This window comes from Poseidonibacter ostreae (assembly GCF_009208075.1).
Classification (GTDB): domain Bacteria; phylum Campylobacterota; class Campylobacteria; order Campylobacterales; family Arcobacteraceae; genus Poseidonibacter; species Poseidonibacter ostreae.
On the sequence record NZ_WFKJ01000053.1, the window covers coordinates 1 to 17,849 of the forward strand.

Sequence of the window (17,849 nt, forward strand, 5' to 3'; positions counted from 1 at the left end):
TTTGGAACACGAAGCACTTTATCAATTTTCCTTGTTCCACAAAGTATTCAGCAACTAAAAATAAAATATTCTCTAAAATTCTTAGGATTTTTTGAACAGTAAAATGACTTCTTAAATTATAAATTTACTTTAAAAATAAAAAACATTCATCTTTCTGTTTACTTTATATACAAAAAATATTTAAAGTTATATACAAAGCAACACTTAAACAACACTTCTTCTTTATACTTTCAAACATAGGTCACAAAGACTTAATTTTGAAAGGAAAATTAAAATGAAAAGATTTACGAAAGCATTAGCCGCTTCTGCGTTACTTAGTCTGACAATATCAGCTGCAACTGCTGCTGAAACAATTAAAGTTGGGGTTTTACACTCACTGTCTGGAACAATGGCAATTTCTGAAACTACATTAAAAGATACTGTTTTAATGTTAATTGAAGAGCAAAATAAAAAAGGTGGGGTTTTAGGAAAAAAACTAGAACCTGTAGTTGTTGATCCTGCATCAAACTGGCCTTTATTTGCTGAAAAAATGAGAGGACTTTTAACTAAAGATAAAGTTGATGTAACATTTGGTTGTTGGACATCAGTATCTAGAAAATCTGTTTTACCAGTTGTTGAAGAGTTAAATGGATTATTATTCTACCCTGTTCAATATGAAGGTGAAGAGTCAAGTAAGAATGTATTCTATACAGGTGCTGCACCTAACCAACAAGCAATTCCTGCAGTTGATTACTTAATCAACGAAATGGGTGTTAAAAGATTTGTATTAGCTGGTACTGATTATGTTTATCCAAGAACTACAAATAAAGTTTTAGAGTCATACTTAAAAACTAAAGGTGTAGCTGCAGAAGATATTATGATTAACTATACTCCATTTGGTCATTCTGATTGGCAATCAATTGTAAGTGATATTAAGAAGTTTGGTTCAGCTGGAAAGAAAACAGCTGTTGTTTCAACTATTAATGGTGATGCAAATGTTCCTTTCTATAAAGAATTAGGTAATCAAGGTATTTCATCTTCTGATATTCCTGTAGTTGCTTTCTCTGTTGGTGAAGAAGAATTATCTGGACTTGATACAAAACCTCTTGTTGGACATTTAGCTGCGTGGAATTACTTCCAAAGTGCTGAATCAAAAGCAAACTCTGAGTTTATTAAAACATGGAAAGAATACATTAAAGATACAAAAAGAGTTACTAATGACCCAATGGAAGCTACATACATTGGATTTAAAATGTGGGTAAAAGCTGTTGAAAAAGCTGGTACTACAAATGTTGATAAAGTTGCTGATGCAATGATTGGTATTTCTGTTCCTAACTTAACTGGTGGAACAGCTAAGATGCTTAAAAACCACCACTTAACTAAACCTGTACTTATTGGAGAAATTCAAGAAGATGGTCAATTTGAAACTGTATGGGAAACTGAAGGTGAAGTTGCTGGAGATGCATGGTCTGACTTCTTACCAGGATCTAAAGATTTAATCTCTGATTGGACAAAACCAATGAATTGTGGAAGCTATAACACTGTAACTAAAAAGTGTGTAGGTGCTAAATAAATTAAGATATGAGAGTTTTAACTCTCATGTTTTAAAAGAAAGGTAAACATGAAAATTATAAAAATAATATTACTTAATTTATTAATGCTATGTCTTGCATTTGGAGCAAGTCTTGAAGAAGATTCTGCTGGATTACTTACTAAAAGCTTCAAAAAAAAACAAACTATAATTGAAGAACTTACTTTAAATTATAAAGATGATAAAAGATTAGAATCTTTACTTCAAAAGATGCTTGTTGGAGAATTACTTTATTTAAAAGAAGATAAATCAATAGTTTCTTTAGAGAGTAAAAAAGAAGATGAGTATTTAACGACAAACTTTTTTACGAATGTAAATTTAGAAGTGAAGTCAAAATATGATTTTAAAAAGATAAAAATCAATAATAAATTAAGAAGTGTTATAAAAAGCTCTTTAGCAAAAATAAATCTATTCTCAAGTGATGTAGATAATAGATTTAAATCAGCAAAGAATCTTTTAAATAATCTAGATAAAGAAAATGAAGCTTTAATAAATGAAGCTTTAGAAAATGAAAAAGAAAGTTCTGTTAAAGAAGTACTTGAGGAAGCTAGTACTATTTTAATTGCAAAATATGGAACAGGAAATGAAAAACTTGAAGCTGTTAAAAGGTTAGGAGAGTTTTTATCTCCTAAATCTTTAGAGATTTTAAATCAAATTAAAGAGACATCAACGAATAAAGATATTCAAGAAGCAACACTTAAATCAATTGCTTCAATTGAAACAGCAAAATCTTTTTATGCAATTTTAGAAAAAGCATTTTTTGGTTTAAGTATGGGGTCTGTTTTATTATTAGCTGCAATTGGTTTAGCAGTTACTTTTGGTGTTATGAAAGTAATTAATATGGCTCATGGTGAGCTTATTATGATTGGTGCATACACAACTTATACAATTCAACAAATTATGCCAGGACTTATTGAATACTCAATAATTATTGCAGTTCCTGCTGCTTTTATAGTTAGTGGACTTGTTGGTATTTTAATTGAAAGATTGGTAATTAGACATTTATATGGACGTCCACTTGAAACTCTACTTGCTACTTTTGGTATTTCTTTAATACTACAGCAAGTTGTAAGAAGTATTTATTCACCTTTAAATCAAGAAGTTAAAACTCCCCAGTGGATGAGTGGAGCATTAGAGATAAATAGTGCCTTATCTCTTACATACAACAGACTTTACATTATTATATTTGCAATTATCGTATTTTTACTTGTTCTATTTATTTTAAATAAAACATCTTTAGGATTAAAAGTGCGTGCAGTATCTCAAAATAGAGAAATTGCAAGGGCAATGGGTATTAAAGCTTCATGGATTGATGCAATAACATTTGGTATTGGTTCTGGTATTGCAGGTGTTGCTGGTGTTGCATTATCACAACTTACAAATGTAGGTCCGAATTTAGGTCAAGCATATATTGTTGATTCGTTTATGGTTGTAGTATTTGGTGGTGTTGGTAATTTATGGGGTACTTTAATAGCAGCCTTTACACTAGGTGAAATTAATAAATTTATTGAACCAATTTCAGGTGCAGTTCTTGCAAAGGTTATTATTTTAGTATTCATAATTTTATTTATTCAAAAAAGACCTAGAGGACTGTTCCCTAAAAAGGGAAGAGATGCAGAGGATTAGAAGATGAATAAAAAATCAATTATATTAAAAATTTTAGAAAATGATAAGGGTGGAAAGATTGTCTTAGGAACTCTTTTTGCTGTTGTTCTTTTAGTATCAATATTAAATTTACTAGTTCCCGAAACTTCAGTTTTTCATGTATCAACTTTTACAGTTACACTTCTTGGAAAATATTTAGCATTTGCACTTTTAGCACTTGCTCTTGATTTAGTTTGGGGATATTTAGGAGTTTTAAGTCTTGGTCATGGTGCGTTTTTTGCTCTTGGTGGTTATGCTATGGGTATGTATTTAATGCGTCAAATTGGAGATCGTGGTGTTTATGGAAATGCAGAATTACCAGATTTTATGGTATTTATGAATTTAAAAGAGTTACCATGGTTTTGGTATGGTTTTGATAATCCTTTATTCGCTTTTTTAATGGTAATGTTTGTACCAGCAATACTTGCTTTTGTATTTGGTTGGTTAGCGTTTAAATCAAGAGTAACAGGTGTTTATTTATCTATTATTACTCAAGCTTTAACTTATGCACTAATGCTAGCATTTTTTAGAAATGATATGGGCTTTGGTGGAAATAATGGTCTTACAGATTTTAAAGATATTTTAGGATTTGATCTTCAAAGTGATGGAACTAGAATAGCTTTATTAATTATTTCATATTTTGCATTACTTGGTGGTTATTTATTATGTAGATTTATTATGAACTCTAGACTTGGACGAGTTGTAATATCTATTAGAGATTCTGAAAGTCGTGTAAGATTTATAGGTTATCAAGTTGAGCAATTTAAGCTATTTATCTTTATCGTATCAGCTGTACTTGCCGCAATTGCAGGGGCTTTATATGTTCCACAAGTTGGAATTATAAACCCAGGTGTTTTTTCACCACTATTTTCTATTGAGTTAGTTATTTGGGTAGCTGTTGGTGGTCGTGGTACTTTATATGGAGCAATTATTGGAGCTATTATAGTTAACTTTGCAAGTTCATACTTTACATCTGCACTTCCAGAAGTTTGGTTATATGCACTTGGTGGATTATTTGTTCTAGTAACTCTTTACTTACCAAAAGGTGTAGTAGGACTTATTTCTAATATAAAAGAGAAAATGAGTAGTAAAAAAGAGGTAGCAGTATGATTATATTAGATCATGAAAATTCACATAATATAGGTGAGTTAAAAAAAGGTAAAAGAATACTTCTTGTTGATGGTGTAACTGTTAGTTTTGATGGGTTTAAAGCTTTAAATAACTTAAGTTTTTCTATTAATTATGGAGAGCTTAGATGTATTATTGGTGCAAATGGTGCAGGAAAATCAACTATGATGGATGTAGTTACAGGAAAAACTAGACCAGATGCAGGTCATGTTACTTTTGGAGAAGCTGTAAATTTACTAGAAATGGATGAACCTGCAATTGCACAAATAGGTATTGGAAGAAAATTCCAAAAACCAACAGTTTTTCAAAACCATTCAGTTTTTGAAAACTTAGAGCTTGCAATGCAAGATGATAAAAGATTTTTCAAAACACTTTTTTCTAAGATTTCAGGTGAGCAAAGAGATAAAATTGAAGAAACTATGGGACTAATTGGATTAAAAGAGTTAGCAAAACAAGATGCTGGAATATTATCACATGGACAAAAACAATGGCTAGAAATTGGTATGTTAATTATGCAAAATCCAAAACTATTACTTGTTGATGAACCAGTTGCAGGTATGACACCACAAGAAGTTGATAAAACAGGTGAAATTTTAACAAACTTAGCAAAAGAACATGCAGTAGTTGTTGTGGAACATGATATGGAATTTATTAGAAGTATTGCTTCAAAAGTAACAGTTCTTCATGAAGGTTCTGTTTTAGCTGAAGGTGATATGGAAAGTATTCAAAATAATGAAAAAGTACGAAAAGTATATTTAGGTGAATAATCATGATACAAATAGATAAATTAAATCAGTTTTATGGACAAAGCCATACTCTTTGGAATCTTACTTTAGAGATTAAAAAAGGTAGATGTACTTGTTTAATGGGAAGAAATGGTGTTGGTAAAACAACACTTTCAAAAGCAATTATGGGATTACTTCCAATACAAAGTGGAGAGCTTATTTATGATGGAAAAGATATATCAAAACTATCTGCACATAATAGAGCTGGTATTGCTATTGGTTATGTACCACAAGGAAGAGAGATTTTTTCTCAACTTACAGTAAAAGAAAATCTTGAAATTGGTGTTTTATCAAATAGAAATAAAATTAAACAAGTACCAGAAAAAATATATGACTTATTTCCAGTTTTAAAAGATATGGCAAATAGAAAAGGAGGAGATTTATCTGGAGGTCAACAACAGCAACTTGCTATTGGAAGAGCTTTATGTATTGATCCAAAGTTTTTAATTCTTGATGAACCAAGTGAGGGAATACAGCCTAATATTGTTGCTCAAATTGGTGATGTTATTGATTATCTTACAAAAGAAGAAGAAATGACAGTTATGTTAGTTGAGCAAAAATTACCCTTTGCCAGAAAACATGGAGATGATTTTTATGTAATTGATAGAGGTGCAGTTGTTGCAAATGGTGAAATATCACAATTAAGTGATGAAATAGTTAAACAACATTTATCTGTATAGTTTATAAAATATTTATTTTAAATGAATAATAAATATACAAATGTAGAAATATTAATCTAGATTTTTTTGATAAACTAATTTCATAAAATATCTATTTTACAGGGAAAGAAATGAGTTTAAAATTTAGTTTTAAAGATGATAGGTTTAGTTTAGATAGATTAAATCTTCCATCAAGATATTACTTATTTAATGACAATGAAAACTATATCAAACTTCTTAATATTGGAGAGGGTATCTTTCCAAAAGATAGAATAAAAACTAACTTTAAACTAGATAATTCAAATCTTATAATAACCACAGAATCAGCTACAAAAATATATCCATCAAACTCAAAGTTTTATAGTATTAATTCAATAAATATAAAACTAGAAAATAGCTCAAATTTAGAGTTTTTAAATGATGAGCTAATTTTATATAAAGATGCAAAATTTATACAAACTTTTAGACTAAATTACGATGAAAAATCAACATTTTTCTATACTGATATTTTAAGTAATGGACGAAGTTTTGAAAACTTTGATTTTTCAACTATGAAAATAAAAAATACTTTTTTTGAAAGTAATTCTTGCGAATATATAGAAAAATTTGATATTGGTGGTGTTGATTTAAAAGATTATATAAAAAGAAAAAACTCAAAAGAGAATCTTTTTGCAAAGGTTTATATAAAAACTTTAGACAATGTTGCTTTTTTAGAAAAGTTAGAAAAAGAAGAGTTTTTAACTTTTACATATTCGAAATCAAAAAGACTTATAATTGGTGTTTTAAGTAGTGATAATATGTCAGTTTTAAAAGATAAGGTCTTAAAAGTTTGGGATATTTATAGAAAAAATTTAGAAAAAAATAGTTTTAATATGGGGAAACAATAATATGGAAATAGGTTTAATAGTTTTATTTTGGTATGGAGTACTTCATGCTTTTGGAGCTGATCATATCGTTGCAATTGTAAATTTTTCTCTTGGAAAAAGTAAAACAAAAACATTTTTAATTACTTTTGCTTTTGCTATTGGACATGGGCTGATGTTGTTTATTTTTGCAAAAGTTTTACAAGAGTTTACTTCAATAGATTCATATCTTGGATATGGAGATATTGTAAGTTCATCAGTAATTATTGCAATGGGAATATATTTGATATATCTTGTAAATGCTAAAAAAATCATCTTAGAAAAGCATATGCATGAAGGTAAAGAACATATACATTTGAGTTTTGCAAAAAATCATACTCATAAAAAAACAGATACAAAAAGTGCTTTTGTTATAGGTTCACTAATGGGAATTGGTGGTGTAAGAGGTATGCTTATTACTCTTGGTGTTATAAATTCACAAAGTGTAGATTTTACTATGGTTATGGCTTTTGTTTTAGGGGTTAGTGTAGTGTTTATATGTTTTGGGTTTATTATAAATTATATAAATGAAAATGTTTTAAATAGTACAAAAAATATAAAAAGAGTATTTACAACAGCTGGAATTGTCTCAATTTTAGTTGGAACAAATATGATATTAGGCTAGGGATAACTCGTTATCCCCTTTAGGGTTTGCTTCTTTAAATGGAATTTATTTCCATTGCTAAAAGAAGTTTTTAAATAATTGGTCCCTTTAAAATGGGATATTTTCAAGGAGAACAGATGCTATTAACGAATAGAGAACAAGAAAAACTGATGATTTATACTGCTTCAAAATTAGCTACTGAGCGAAAAGATAGAGGTTGCAAACTTAATTTTCCAGAAGCAACTGCAATAATCACTTCATATATACTTGAAGGTGCTAGAGATGGGAAAAGTGTTGCCCAACTTATGGTTGATGCTACAAAAGTTTTAAGTCACGATGATGTTATGGATGGAATTGCTTCTATGATGGATATGGTTCAAGTGGAAGCTACTTTTGATGATGGAACAAAACTTGTAACAGTTCATAGTCCAATACAAGGCAATGACACAATGGTTCCTGGTGAATATATTGTAGAAGATGGTGAAATTGAACTAAATGAAAATAAAGAAATTACAACTTTAGAAGTTGAAAATAGAGGTGATAGACCAGTTCAAATTGGTTCACATTATCACTTCTTTGAAGTAAATAATAATCTTGATTTTAACAGAGTTGATGCTTATGGAAAAAGACTTGATGTTGCTGCTGGTACATCTGTACGGTTTGAACCAGGAAGTAAAAAGAAAATAAATTTAGTTTCATATAGTGGAAATAGATATATGAGTGGTTTCAATGGTTTAGTTGAAGGTAACTTAGATGATAAATCTGTAAAAGAACAAGCTATGAAAAACTTATCAATATTTTTAGGGGAGAAATAAAATGAAAATTTCAAAACAAAAATATGCTGCGATGTATGGACCAACTACAGGTGATAGATTTCGACTTGCAGATACTTCTTTAATTGCCCAAATTGAGAAAGATTATACAACTTATGGTGAGGAAGTAAAGTTTGGTGGTGGTAAGACTATTAGAGATGGAATGGCTCAAAGTCCAAAAGCTGTTGATGTTGCTGATTTAATTATTACAAATGCTGTGATTATTGACTATACTGGTATTTATAAAGCTGATATTGGGGTAAAAGATGGAAAAATATTGGCTATTGGAAAAGCTGGAAATAGTGAGCTTTGTGATGGAATAACTGAAGGTTTAGAAATAGGTGCTAATACTGAAATACTTTCTGCTGAAGGAAAAGTAATAACCGCAGGTGGAGTTGATTCACATATTCACTTTATTTCACCAACACAAATAGACGAAGCTTTAAGTTCTGGAGTTACTACAATGATAGGTGGAGGTACTGGACCAAACACTGGTACAAATGCAACTACTTGTACTCCTGGTGAGTGGAATATTTCTAAAATGATTCAATCAGTTGAGAACTATCCTTTAAACTTTGGTTTTATGGGTAAAGGAAACTCTTCATCATACGAAGCATTAAAGTCACAAATTGATGCAGGTGCAATGGGTCTTAAACTTCACGAAGATTGGGGAAGTACTCCAAAGGCTATTGATACTTGTTTGAGTGTTGCAGATGATTTTGATATACAAGTTGCAATTCATACTGATACTTTAAATGAGTCAGGTTTTGTAGAAAATACAGTTGGTTCATTTAAGAATAGAACTATTCATACTTTCCACTCTGAAGGTGCAGGGGGAGGTCACGCTCCTGATATTATGAAAGTTGCAGGTTTAGCAAATGTATTACCATCTTCAACAAATCCAACACTTCCATATACAAAAAATACAATAGAAGAGCATCTTGATATGCTTATGGTTTGTCACCATTTAAGTCCTAAGATTCCTGAAGATGTAAGTTTTGCTGAAAGTAGAATTAGAGGTAATACAATTGCTGCTGAAGACGTGCTTCATGATATTGGTGCTATTAGTATTACTAGTTCTGACTCACAAGCTATGGGAAGAGTTGGTGAAGTACTAATTCGTACTTGGCAAGTTGCTGATTCTATGAAAAAACAAAGAGGTGCATTACCAAGTGATAATGAAAAGTGTGATAATGAAAGAATTAAAAGATATATTGCAAAATATACTATAAATCCTGCAATTGCTTGTGGTATTGATGAGTATGTTGGAAGTGTAGAAGTTGGTAAAATGGCTGACTTAGTTTTATGGGATAGAGCATTTTTTGGAGTAAAACCAAGTCTAGTTATAAAAGGTGGATTTATTGCTCTTTCTGTAATGGGTGATGCAAATGCCTCAATTCCAACACCAGAACCAAATCTTTATAGAAAGATGTTTGGTTCACATGGAAAAGCAAGTGCAAAAACAAGTGCTATTTTTACTTCAAAAGTTGCAAGTGGTGATTTAAAAGAAAAACTTGGAATTAATAAGAAAGTATTAGCTGTTAAAAACACTAGAAATATTGGTAAAAAAGATATGAAGTTAAATGACTTTATAGGTGATATTGTAGTTGACCCTGAAACTTATGATGTATTAGTTGATGGTGAATTAATCACATCAGATTATGTAACAACAGTGCCAATGGCTAAAAAATATTTTATGTTTTAGGAATACAATGATAAAGAGAGTAATAGAAATAAAAAAAGATATTGATTGTGATGATGAAGTAGAATTATCATGGTTTGATATGCAAAAACCAAATTTAACAGCTGTATCAAATAAGGGTGTAAACTTTATAGTAAAAGCAAAGTTTACCCACTTACATGAGAATGATATTTTAGTTTCTGAAGATGGATATGCAATAAAAGTTAAAAGAAGTGAAGACAATATTTATATATTAGAGTTTAAAGATGCACTTAATTTTGCAAAAGTAGCTTATGAAGTTGGAAATAGACACCAACCAGTAATGATTGAAGATTTAAAAATAGTAGTATTAGATGACATATCTTTAAGTGATATAGTTGAAAATGCATATAAAAATAGTGAAATTAATATTACTAAAACAACAGGATATTTCAAAGCAAATGGTAAAGCACATCACTCACACTAATCAAACTAGTTTAAAAAGTCTAAGTAGATTTATTCAAATACTTGATGGAAGTTTTCCCTCTGGTATGTTTGTTCACTCTTTTGGATTAGAACCACATATTGTAAAAGAAAAAGTTAAAGATATTGATACACTTAAGATATATTTAGAGAATCTAATTATTGATCAGTACTGTAAAATGGAGTTTGTTTATATTCAAAAAACATATAAGTTTTTAGAAGAAAACAAACTTTTTCTAGTAAAAAAACTTGATAATGAAATATCATCGTATTTAACATATGAATATGCAAAAGCATCTAAAAATATAGGTCATAACTACTATGTACAAATAAAAGACACTTTAGATAAAACAAAAGTAAAAGAATACTTTTCTTTTATAAAAGATGAAAAAGCAGATGCAAATGAGTTAATAGTACTAGCTGCTTATGCTTATGATTTAGATATTGATATAAAAGATTTTATTGTAATGTGGACAAAAAAGAATCTAATAAATATTGCAGCTACAAGTATAAAAATATCAAGAATAAAACCCTCAGATATTCAAAAAATGCTTTTTAAATTTGATGATTTACTAGAAAATATGGATTTTAATTTTGATGAAAAGATTACAAATTTTAATCCATTGTTTGAAGAAGTGATATTTGAACATAAAACATTAGAACCAAAGATGTTCGTAACCTAATATTCATCTTTTACTTTATTTTTGCGTTAAAATTTAAGTTATTTACATTTAGTAAACTCCTTAAATCTTGCCTTGAACTAAAGCAAAATATAAATATTAGTAAGAATGAAAAGATTTAAAAAAGGAAAATAATGAGTTTAAAAATAGGAATAGCAGGGCCTGTTGGAAGTGGAAAAACTTCCTTAATTGAAGCACTTACAAATATGCTAAAAAATGAGTATAAAATAGGTATTGTAACAAACGATATTTATACAACAGAAGATGCAAATTATTTAAAAAGAACACTTGACTTACCAGATGAACAAATCATAGGAGTTGAGACTGGTGGTTGTCCACATACTGCAATTCGAGATGATATATCAATGAACCAAAAAGCAGTTATTGAGTTAGAAGAAAAGTTTGATTCTGATATTGTTTTTGTTGAAAGTGGTGGAGATAATTTAAGTGCTACTTTTTCTTATGAATTAATTGATTATTATCTTTATGTAATAGATGTAGCACAAGGTGCTGATATACCTAGAAAAAAAGGTGCAGGATTACTTTTTTCTGATTTACTTATTGTAAATAAAACTGATTTAGCTCCATATGTTGGAGTTGAAATAGAAAGTATGAAAAATGATGTTAAAGAGAATCGAAAAAATAAACCTTATGTTTTTGTATCAAACAAAGATGAATCTACTTTAAATGAAGTGAAAGATTGGATTTTAGCCTTAGTATAAGTGATATGAAATAGTACGATTTTAGAAGGAAATTCTAAAATCATACTAGAAAATAATCTATTTCTTTTTAGCTTTTTTAGCTACTTTTTTAGTTTTTACTACTTTTTTTGTAACTTTCTTTTTAGAAGGTTTTTTAGCTACTTTCTTTGTAACCTTTTTAGTAACTTTCTTAGCTGGTTTTTTACTTGTTTTTTTCTTTTCAACTTTTTTAGCAACTTTCTTTTTAGCTATTTTTTTCTTTTCAGTTTTCTTAGCTGCTTTCTTTTTAGCAATTTTCTTTTTTTCTTTCTTTTTCTTATCCGCTTTTTTAGCAACTTTTTTTGCTGCTTTTTTAACTTTTAATTCTTTTTCTTCTTTTGACATAAAGTCTCCTTATTTTTTAATAGTGAAATTCTATCACTTTTTTTTAGTAAAGTCAATAAAATATAGACTTTTTCTTTAAAATATAGATAATAACATTAAAATATAGAAGGTAAAAGAAATATAAATTCACTTTTTATAAACATTATTTTGATATACTCATCTTTAAATATTAGAAATAAATGAAAGAGAATAAATGATAAAAAAACTTCTATTAACATGTCTTATAAGTACTTTACTTTTTGCAGAACAAAATACATATACCAAAGAACAGTTAGAAAAAATGATAGGTAAAATGGTAATGTTAGGTTTCCATGGTCAAAAAATAGATTCAGATGATAAAATCTATAATGATATTAAAAAATATGATTTAGGTGGAGTTATTCTTTTTGATAAAGACCCAAATGATAAAAAGAAAATCAAAAATGTTAAAGACCCAAAACAACTAGCAACGCTTAGCTCGCAACTACAAGCAATTAATAAATCAAAACTATTAATTTCAATAGACCAAGAGGGTGGAATAGTACAAAGATTAAAAGAATCAAAAGGTTTTATAAATACACCAAAAGCAAGTGTAGTTGCTACAAAAGGTGAAAATTATGCAAAAAATACTTATTCAAAGTTAGCAAAAGTTTTAAAAAATAGTGGATTAAATGTAAATTATGCACCAGTTGTTGATTTAAGTATTAATCCTAATAATCCAGTAATTGTTAAACTTGGTAGGTCTTTTGGTAAAAGTTCAAAAGAGGTAATAAAATATGCTTCTATTTTTACAAAAGAGATGAAAAAAGAGAATATTATTTCAGTACTTAAGCATTTCCCAGGACATGGCTCTTCACAAAGCGATTCGCATAAAGGTTTTGTTGATATTACAAAAAGTTGGCAAAAAGAAGAATTAGAACCATACAAGTATTTTATCAAAAATGCTTTGGTTGATATGATTATGAGTGCTCATGTTGTAAATAAAGACTTAGATTATTCACTACCTGCAACTTTATCGTGGAATATAAATACAAAACTTTTAAGAAAAGAGTTAGGATATAAAGGTGTTTTAATAAGTGATGATTTACAAATGTATGCTATTTCAAAACACTATAGTTTAGATGATACAGTAAAACTTGCTATTAACTCAGGTGTTGATATGCTAATGTTTGCAAATCAGCTAGCAAAGCCAATAAAATTAGAAACTATAATAGATTCAATATATAAACAAGTAAGAAGTGGTGAGATTAAAATGCATAGAATAAAAGAGGCTAATAGAAGAATAGATGTACTAAAAAATAAGTTATAAGAGAAAAACTCTTATAACTGTATTTCTAGAGCAATAGGACAGTGGTCACTTCCCATAACTTCATTTAAAATATAAGCATCTTTAATATTATCTTTTAAATCATCACTTACATAAAAATAGTCAATTCTCCAGCCAACATTATTAGCTCTGGCATTTGCTCTATAAGACCACCAAGAATAATGCTCAGGTTCATCACCAATTACATGTCTTAGCGTATCTATATATCCATGAGCTAAAAACTTATCCATCCATTCTCGCTCCATTGGTAAGAAACCAGATGTTTTTTCATTTGCTTTTGGACGTGCTAAATCTATTGCTTTATGTGCTGTGTTTACATCTCCACAAACAATGATTGATTTACCATCTTTTTTTAACTTTTCACAATGCTCTAAGAATCTATCGTAAAACTCCATTTTATATGCAAGTCTTTCTTCTTTACTTTGTCCATTTGGAAAATATACATTAAAAAATGCAATATCTTTATCTCCTATTGTAAAATGAACTTCGTTTATTCTTCCTTCATCTAATACATCAACACTTGGACAATTACAAGTAAAAGTAGTTTCAATATCAGTAAAAAGTGCAGTTCCACTTCTTCCTTTTATTGCTGATTGTGAACCAGCTAGAGTTTTGTATTCTCGTTCAAAGATTGTAGATGGTATTTGGTCAATTTGTGATTTTGTTTCTTGAACTCCAAGTAAATCAACATTTGCTTCATCAATCCATTTTAATGCTTCTTTTTTATCAACTGCTCTAATTCCGTTTACATTCCATGATATAAATTTATATGTATTCATTCTTAACCTTATTTCTCTTTTTTAATATTTTTTTGTTTAGTTTTTTCTTCTTCAATTAATGCTTTAGGAGCAAATGGTGATGTTGGTTTTGTAATACCCATATTTGATAAGGGGCTTATACTTTTATTTGAAAAACCATTTTTATTTGTGATTAACTTATCACCTTTCCCTCCATGCATATCTATTTTCCCTGTATTTTCACCTGTAAATGCATAGTTTGCAAATAGTGAAGATGATAAAAATATTGTTATTGTTAAAATATATTTCATTTTATTCCTCTTTTATATCTTCTTTTTTGATTTTTTTATCTTTTAAATTTACTACAATACCATATACTGTAATAATAATCCAAAATACTTCTATAATAAATGAACCTAAATTAAAGTGTACAAAAAGCGAGATTAAAAGTAAAATAGCACCTACTAAATTTAATAATTGATACTGTAAAGATTTGATTGTATATTTATTCATTTGTAAAAATAAATAAGCAATAACAACAAATAACATTCCAACAAATCCAGCCCATTGATAAATATCCATACACTTCCTTTTTTTAGAAGTGAAATCATAGCTTTATTTTGATAAATAAGTGATAATTGGGTATTTTAAAGCAGATTATTTAAAAGGCTTTTTATGGATGAATTATTACTTGGATTATTGACATTTTTTACATCTACAGTTGCAGGTGTTGTTGGACTTGGTGGTGGAATGATGTTAATTGCTATTCTTCCAGCTTTCTTACCACTAAATGCACTTATTCCAGTACATGGATTAACACAAATGTCTAGTAATTTTTCAAGGGCAGTATTTGGATATAAAGATGTTCAATATGAAACTATTCCAAAGTTCTTATTAGGTTCTATTGTAGGTATTGCACTTTTTGCTTCTATATTATCTATGATTTCTTTAGAGTATGTTCCTTTATTTATTGGTGTTTATATTTTACTTTCTTTATGGTCGCAAAAGTTTAATGATAGAATCAAAAAGTATGAAAACTATTATTTAGTAGGATTTTTGCAAACTGGACTTTCTATAGTTGTAGGTGCAACAGGTCCACTTACTATGACTTTACTTTTAAAAGATTATCAAGATAAAGATAAAGTAGTAGCAACTGGTGCTGCTTTAATGAGTATTACTCATATTCTAAAAGTTTTTGTTTTTATGTATTTTGGTTTTGTATTTTTTGATTATATTGGAATTATAGTTGCCATGATAATTGGAGCAGTTGCAGGAAGCTACGCTGGGACTAAATTAAGAGATAAAATTGATGGTAAGAAATTCTTAATGCTTTTAAAAGTGTTATTATCAATACTTGCTGTTAAAGTTGTTATTGGCGTATTTATTTGAGAAAAACTTTTTTAAACAGAATATTTACATCTAAAGTTGCACTTCTTTATGTAATGTCAATTTCGATGCTTGTCTCTTTTTCTGCATGGATGAGTTTACTTAATAACTTTACAATTGAAGTAGCCTCTTTTGATGGAAGTCAAATAGGAATACTTCAAAGTTTAAGAGAAATACCTGGCTTTTTAGCTTTTACAGTTATCTTAGTTTTAGCCTTTGTAGCTCAACAAAAATTAGTTTATTTATCTATGTTACTTCTTGGACTTGGGACTTCTTTAACTGGATTTTTTCCAAGTGCAATGGGGCTTTATATTACAACTATAATTATGTCTTTGGGATTTCACTATTTAGAAACTTTGAATCAATCTTTAAGTCTTCAATGGTTAGATAAGAAAAAAGCTCCAATAATACTAGGAAAAATATCTGCAGTTAAATCTTTCACAGCTTTACTTGTATTTATTTTAATTTATATTTTGATGAATTATTTATCTGTAGAGTATAAATATGTATATTTAATATTTGGTGGGATTAGTGCTTTATTAGCAATTTTTTCTTGGATTTTATTTACAAATTTTAAAGAAACAGTAATTCAAGATAGAAAAATCAGACTAAAAAAAGAGTATTGGTTATTTTATACTTTAACTTTTTTTGCAGGTGCAAGAAGACAGATATTTGTAGTTTTTGCTGGATTTTTACTTGTTGAAAAATTTGGTGTAGATATTCATAATATGGTGATACTTCTTTTTATTAACTCGATTTTAAATATGTATTTAGCTCCTAAAATTGGTAAGTTTATTAGTGTCTTTGGTGAGAGAATATCTTTAAGATATGAGTATATTGGACTTGTTATAGTTTTTGTTTCTTATGCTTTTGTAGAGAATTTATATATAGCTTTTGCACTTTATGTAATAGACCATATTTTATTTGCAATGGCAATTGCTTTAAAAACATATTTTCAAAAGATTGCAGACCCAAAAGATATTGCAAGTGCAAGTGCAGTTTCTTTTACTATAAATCATATAGCAGCTGTTTTTTTACCTGTTTTACTTGGTCTTGTATGGTTATATTCTCACTCTTTAGTATTTATAATTGGAGGATTAATAGCTAGTATTTCAGTTGTATTATCGTTTTTAATTCCACATAATCCAGAACAAGGAAATGAAACTACTTTAGTTAAAATAGTTAAATAAAGTAGTTTAAAACAACTATTATAAATAAACTTGATATTAGAGTTTGTACAGTGATAATAGATGACATTAAAGGGATATTTCCACCCAATTGTCGTGCTAATATAAAAGAACTAGGAGCAGTTGGTAAAACTGCAAAGATAAGTAAAACTGCAATCATTTCATTATCAAGAGAAAAAGCTTTTGCAATTACAAACATAATAATAGGTGTTAGCAAATGTTTTGCAAAAGAAGAAACAACTATATCTTTTTTAGAAGATTTTATCTCTTTTAAAACAAGACCAAATCCTACTGATAAAAGTCCAAGTGGTAGTGCTGCTTGTCCAAGTATATCAAGTGTATTTACTAAAATTACAGGAAGAGAAACTCCTAAAAAGTTTATACTTCCACCTATAAAACAACCTATTATTAATGGATTTGTTACAATTGATTTTAAAAGATAGATAAATGTTAATTTATTTTGACTCACATACAAAGCAAAAGTACTAATACATAAAATATTTATAAATGGTATTACAAAAGTTAAAAGAATGGCTGCTAAAACTATTCCATTATTCCCTAAAACTGCATCTGCAAGTGCTAAGAATACATAAGTATTAAATCTTATTCCACCTTGAACTATCGAAGTAAAACAATCTGCTTGAAAATTTAAAAATTTATTTAAAATAAATAGTATTAATAAAACTATAAAAATAGTAATTAAAGCAGTTAATATATAACTTATACTATTACTTGAATTTAGTGTTGCTGTTGATAGCTTATATATTAAAAGTGAAGGCATTAAAATATAGTAAGTTAATTTATCAGCTTGTGGCCAAAAATCATGTGAAGGAAATTTTATTCTTTTAAAGAAATAGCCAATCATTATAAGTGAAAAAATTGGAATTAGTGCTGTAAATATATGAATCATGAATACTCTATAATTTAATTTAATATTTATTATAGATAAAGTTTATATAGTAGATGATTAAATATCTTAAAATTAAGATTATAGGATATTAAAAATATCCTATAATTTTATGATGTTTGTAAACAAACTTCTTTAAAGTTTCAAAAAACTCATTAAAAATAGAGTTAATTTCATCTACAAGAGATTTTTGCATATAAGAATTTGATAACGTAGCCATAATAAATCCTTTTTATTTATAATAATTATAATCAGATTTATATAAAATGTAAAGAAAATCTGTTAAAATATAAAATATTAATATAAAACAAAAC

At 28.2% G+C, this 17,849-nt stretch carries 21 protein-coding genes; 15 read left to right on the forward strand and 6 right to left on the reverse strand.

All coding sequences use genetic code 11. The annotated features are described in order from the left end of the window. The first annotated feature begins 274 nt into the window (after positions 1-274). The 12 genes from urtA (at position 275) to ureG (ending at position 11,649) form a co-directional block, all read left to right on the forward strand. Positions 275-1,552 carry an urea ABC transporter substrate-binding protein gene (gene urtA / locus GBG18_RS13275; RefSeq protein ID WP_152191798.1) on the forward strand — a complete coding sequence of 426 codons (1,278 nt, stop codon included), beginning with the start codon at positions 275-277 and terminating at the stop codon, positions 1,550-1,552. A 48-nt stretch (positions 1,553-1,600) separates the two neighbouring features. Next, the gene (gene urtB / locus GBG18_RS13280; RefSeq protein WP_152191800.1) at positions 1,601-3,196 is read left to right on the forward strand and encodes an urea ABC transporter permease subunit UrtB; all 1,596 of its coding nucleotides are present in this window, start codon (positions 1,601-1,603) and stop codon (positions 3,194-3,196) included. A 3-nt stretch (positions 3,197-3,199) separates the two neighbouring features. Beyond that, positions 3,200-4,324, forward strand: coding sequence for an urea ABC transporter permease subunit UrtC (gene urtC, locus GBG18_RS13285; RefSeq protein WP_152191802.1), 1,125 nt, complete (start codon positions 3,200-3,202; stop codon positions 4,322-4,324). Continuing rightward, positions 4,321-5,109, forward strand: a complete 789-nt coding sequence (gene urtD / locus GBG18_RS13290) for an urea ABC transporter ATP-binding protein UrtD (RefSeq protein WP_152191803.1) — start codon at positions 4,321-4,323, stop codon at positions 5,107-5,109. The genes urtC and urtD overlap by 4 nt, the downstream gene beginning before the upstream one ends. Before the next feature lie 2 nt (positions 5,110-5,111). Continuing rightward, on the forward strand, positions 5,112-5,807 hold the full coding sequence (gene urtE, locus GBG18_RS13295; protein WP_152191805.1) for an urea ABC transporter ATP-binding subunit UrtE: 696 nt from the start codon (positions 5,112-5,114) through the stop codon (positions 5,805-5,807). A gap of 110 nt (positions 5,808-5,917) precedes the next feature. Next, positions 5,918-6,673: an urease accessory protein UreD gene (locus GBG18_RS13300; RefSeq protein WP_152191807.1), complete on the forward strand. Its 756-nt coding sequence runs from the start codon at positions 5,918-5,920 to the stop codon at positions 6,671-6,673. 1 nt (position 6,674) lies between these two features. Beyond that, the gene (locus tag GBG18_RS13305) at positions 6,675-7,313 is read left to right on the forward strand and encodes a cytochrome c biogenesis protein CcdA (RefSeq protein ID WP_152191809.1); all 639 of its coding nucleotides are present in this window, start codon (positions 6,675-6,677) and stop codon (positions 7,311-7,313) included. 116 nt (positions 7,314-7,429) lie between these two features. Beyond that, complete coding sequence (locus tag GBG18_RS13310; RefSeq protein WP_152191811.1) at positions 7,430-8,107, forward strand: urease subunit beta; 678 nt, start codon at positions 7,430-7,432, stop codon at positions 8,105-8,107. A 1-nt stretch (position 8,108) separates the two neighbouring features. Continuing rightward, entirely contained in the window at positions 8,109-9,809 is a 1,701-nt protein-coding gene (ureC, locus tag GBG18_RS13315; protein WP_152191813.1) for an urease subunit alpha, read from the forward strand. Between the two features lie 7 nt (positions 9,810-9,816). After that, positions 9,817-10,251, forward strand: coding sequence for an urease accessory protein UreE (locus GBG18_RS13320; RefSeq protein ID WP_152191815.1), 435 nt, complete (start codon positions 9,817-9,819; stop codon positions 10,249-10,251). Next, on the forward strand, positions 10,226-10,930 hold the full coding sequence (locus GBG18_RS13325) for an urease accessory protein UreF (protein WP_152191816.1): 705 nt from the start codon (positions 10,226-10,228) through the stop codon (positions 10,928-10,930). Before GBG18_RS13320 ends, GBG18_RS13325 begins: the two co-directional genes overlap by 26 nt. A 131-nt stretch (positions 10,931-11,061) precedes the next feature. Next, complete coding sequence (gene ureG, locus GBG18_RS13330) at positions 11,062-11,649, forward strand: urease accessory protein UreG (RefSeq protein WP_152191818.1); 588 nt, start codon at positions 11,062-11,064, stop codon at positions 11,647-11,649. A 57-nt stretch (positions 11,650-11,706) separates the two neighbouring features. On the opposite strand, the gene GBG18_RS13335 is transcribed toward ureG, so the two are convergent. Next, a complete protein-coding gene (locus GBG18_RS13335; RefSeq protein ID WP_152191820.1) occupies positions 11,707-12,012 on the reverse strand; it encodes a hypothetical protein in 306 nt (101 codons plus the stop codon). A 193-nt stretch (positions 12,013-12,205) separates the two neighbouring features. On the opposite strand from GBG18_RS13335, the gene GBG18_RS13340 reads away from it, so the two are divergent. Next, positions 12,206-13,300, forward strand: coding sequence for a glycoside hydrolase family 3 N-terminal domain-containing protein (locus GBG18_RS13340; RefSeq protein ID WP_152191822.1), 1,095 nt, complete (start codon positions 12,206-12,208; stop codon positions 13,298-13,300). 11 nt (positions 13,301-13,311) lie between these two features. On the opposite strand, the gene GBG18_RS13345 is transcribed toward GBG18_RS13340, so the two are convergent. The 3 genes from GBG18_RS13345 to GBG18_RS13355 are packed head-to-tail and all read right to left on the reverse strand — an operon-like array spanning position 13,312 to position 14,637. Then, complete coding sequence (locus GBG18_RS13345) at positions 13,312-14,097, reverse strand: exodeoxyribonuclease III (RefSeq protein ID WP_152191824.1); 786 nt, start codon at positions 14,095-14,097, stop codon at positions 13,312-13,314. A gap of 8 nt (positions 14,098-14,105) precedes the next feature. Continuing rightward, complete coding sequence (locus GBG18_RS13350; protein WP_152191826.1) at positions 14,106-14,366, reverse strand: hypothetical protein; 261 nt, start codon at positions 14,364-14,366, stop codon at positions 14,106-14,108. A gap of 1 nt (position 14,367) precedes the next feature. Beyond that, entirely contained in the window at positions 14,368-14,637 is a 270-nt protein-coding gene (locus tag GBG18_RS13355; protein WP_152191827.1) for a CBU_0592 family membrane protein, read from the reverse strand. Positions 14,638-14,730: 93 nt separating this feature from the next. On the opposite strand from GBG18_RS13355, the gene GBG18_RS13360 reads away from it, so the two are divergent. Further along, on the forward strand, positions 14,731-15,444 hold the full coding sequence (locus GBG18_RS13360) for a sulfite exporter TauE/SafE family protein (protein WP_152191829.1): 714 nt from the start codon (positions 14,731-14,733) through the stop codon (positions 15,442-15,444). Further along, a complete protein-coding gene (locus GBG18_RS13365; protein WP_226896456.1) occupies positions 15,441-16,631 on the forward strand; it encodes an MFS transporter in 1,191 nt (396 codons plus the stop codon). The genes GBG18_RS13360 and GBG18_RS13365 overlap by 4 nt, the downstream gene beginning before the upstream one ends. Here GBG18_RS13365 and GBG18_RS13370 read toward each other — a convergent pair. Both GBG18_RS13370 and GBG18_RS15675 read right to left on the reverse strand, forming a co-directional pair. Continuing rightward, positions 16,624-17,538, reverse strand: coding sequence for an AEC family transporter (locus GBG18_RS13370; RefSeq protein WP_152191831.1), 915 nt, complete (start codon positions 17,536-17,538; stop codon positions 16,624-16,626). The genes GBG18_RS13365 and GBG18_RS13370 overlap by 8 nt on opposite strands. An 88-nt stretch (positions 17,539-17,626) precedes the next feature. Beyond that, entirely contained in the window at positions 17,627-17,755 is a 129-nt protein-coding gene (locus tag GBG18_RS15675; RefSeq protein WP_255467390.1) for a hypothetical protein, read from the reverse strand. Positions 17,756-17,849 lie beyond the last annotated feature (94 nt).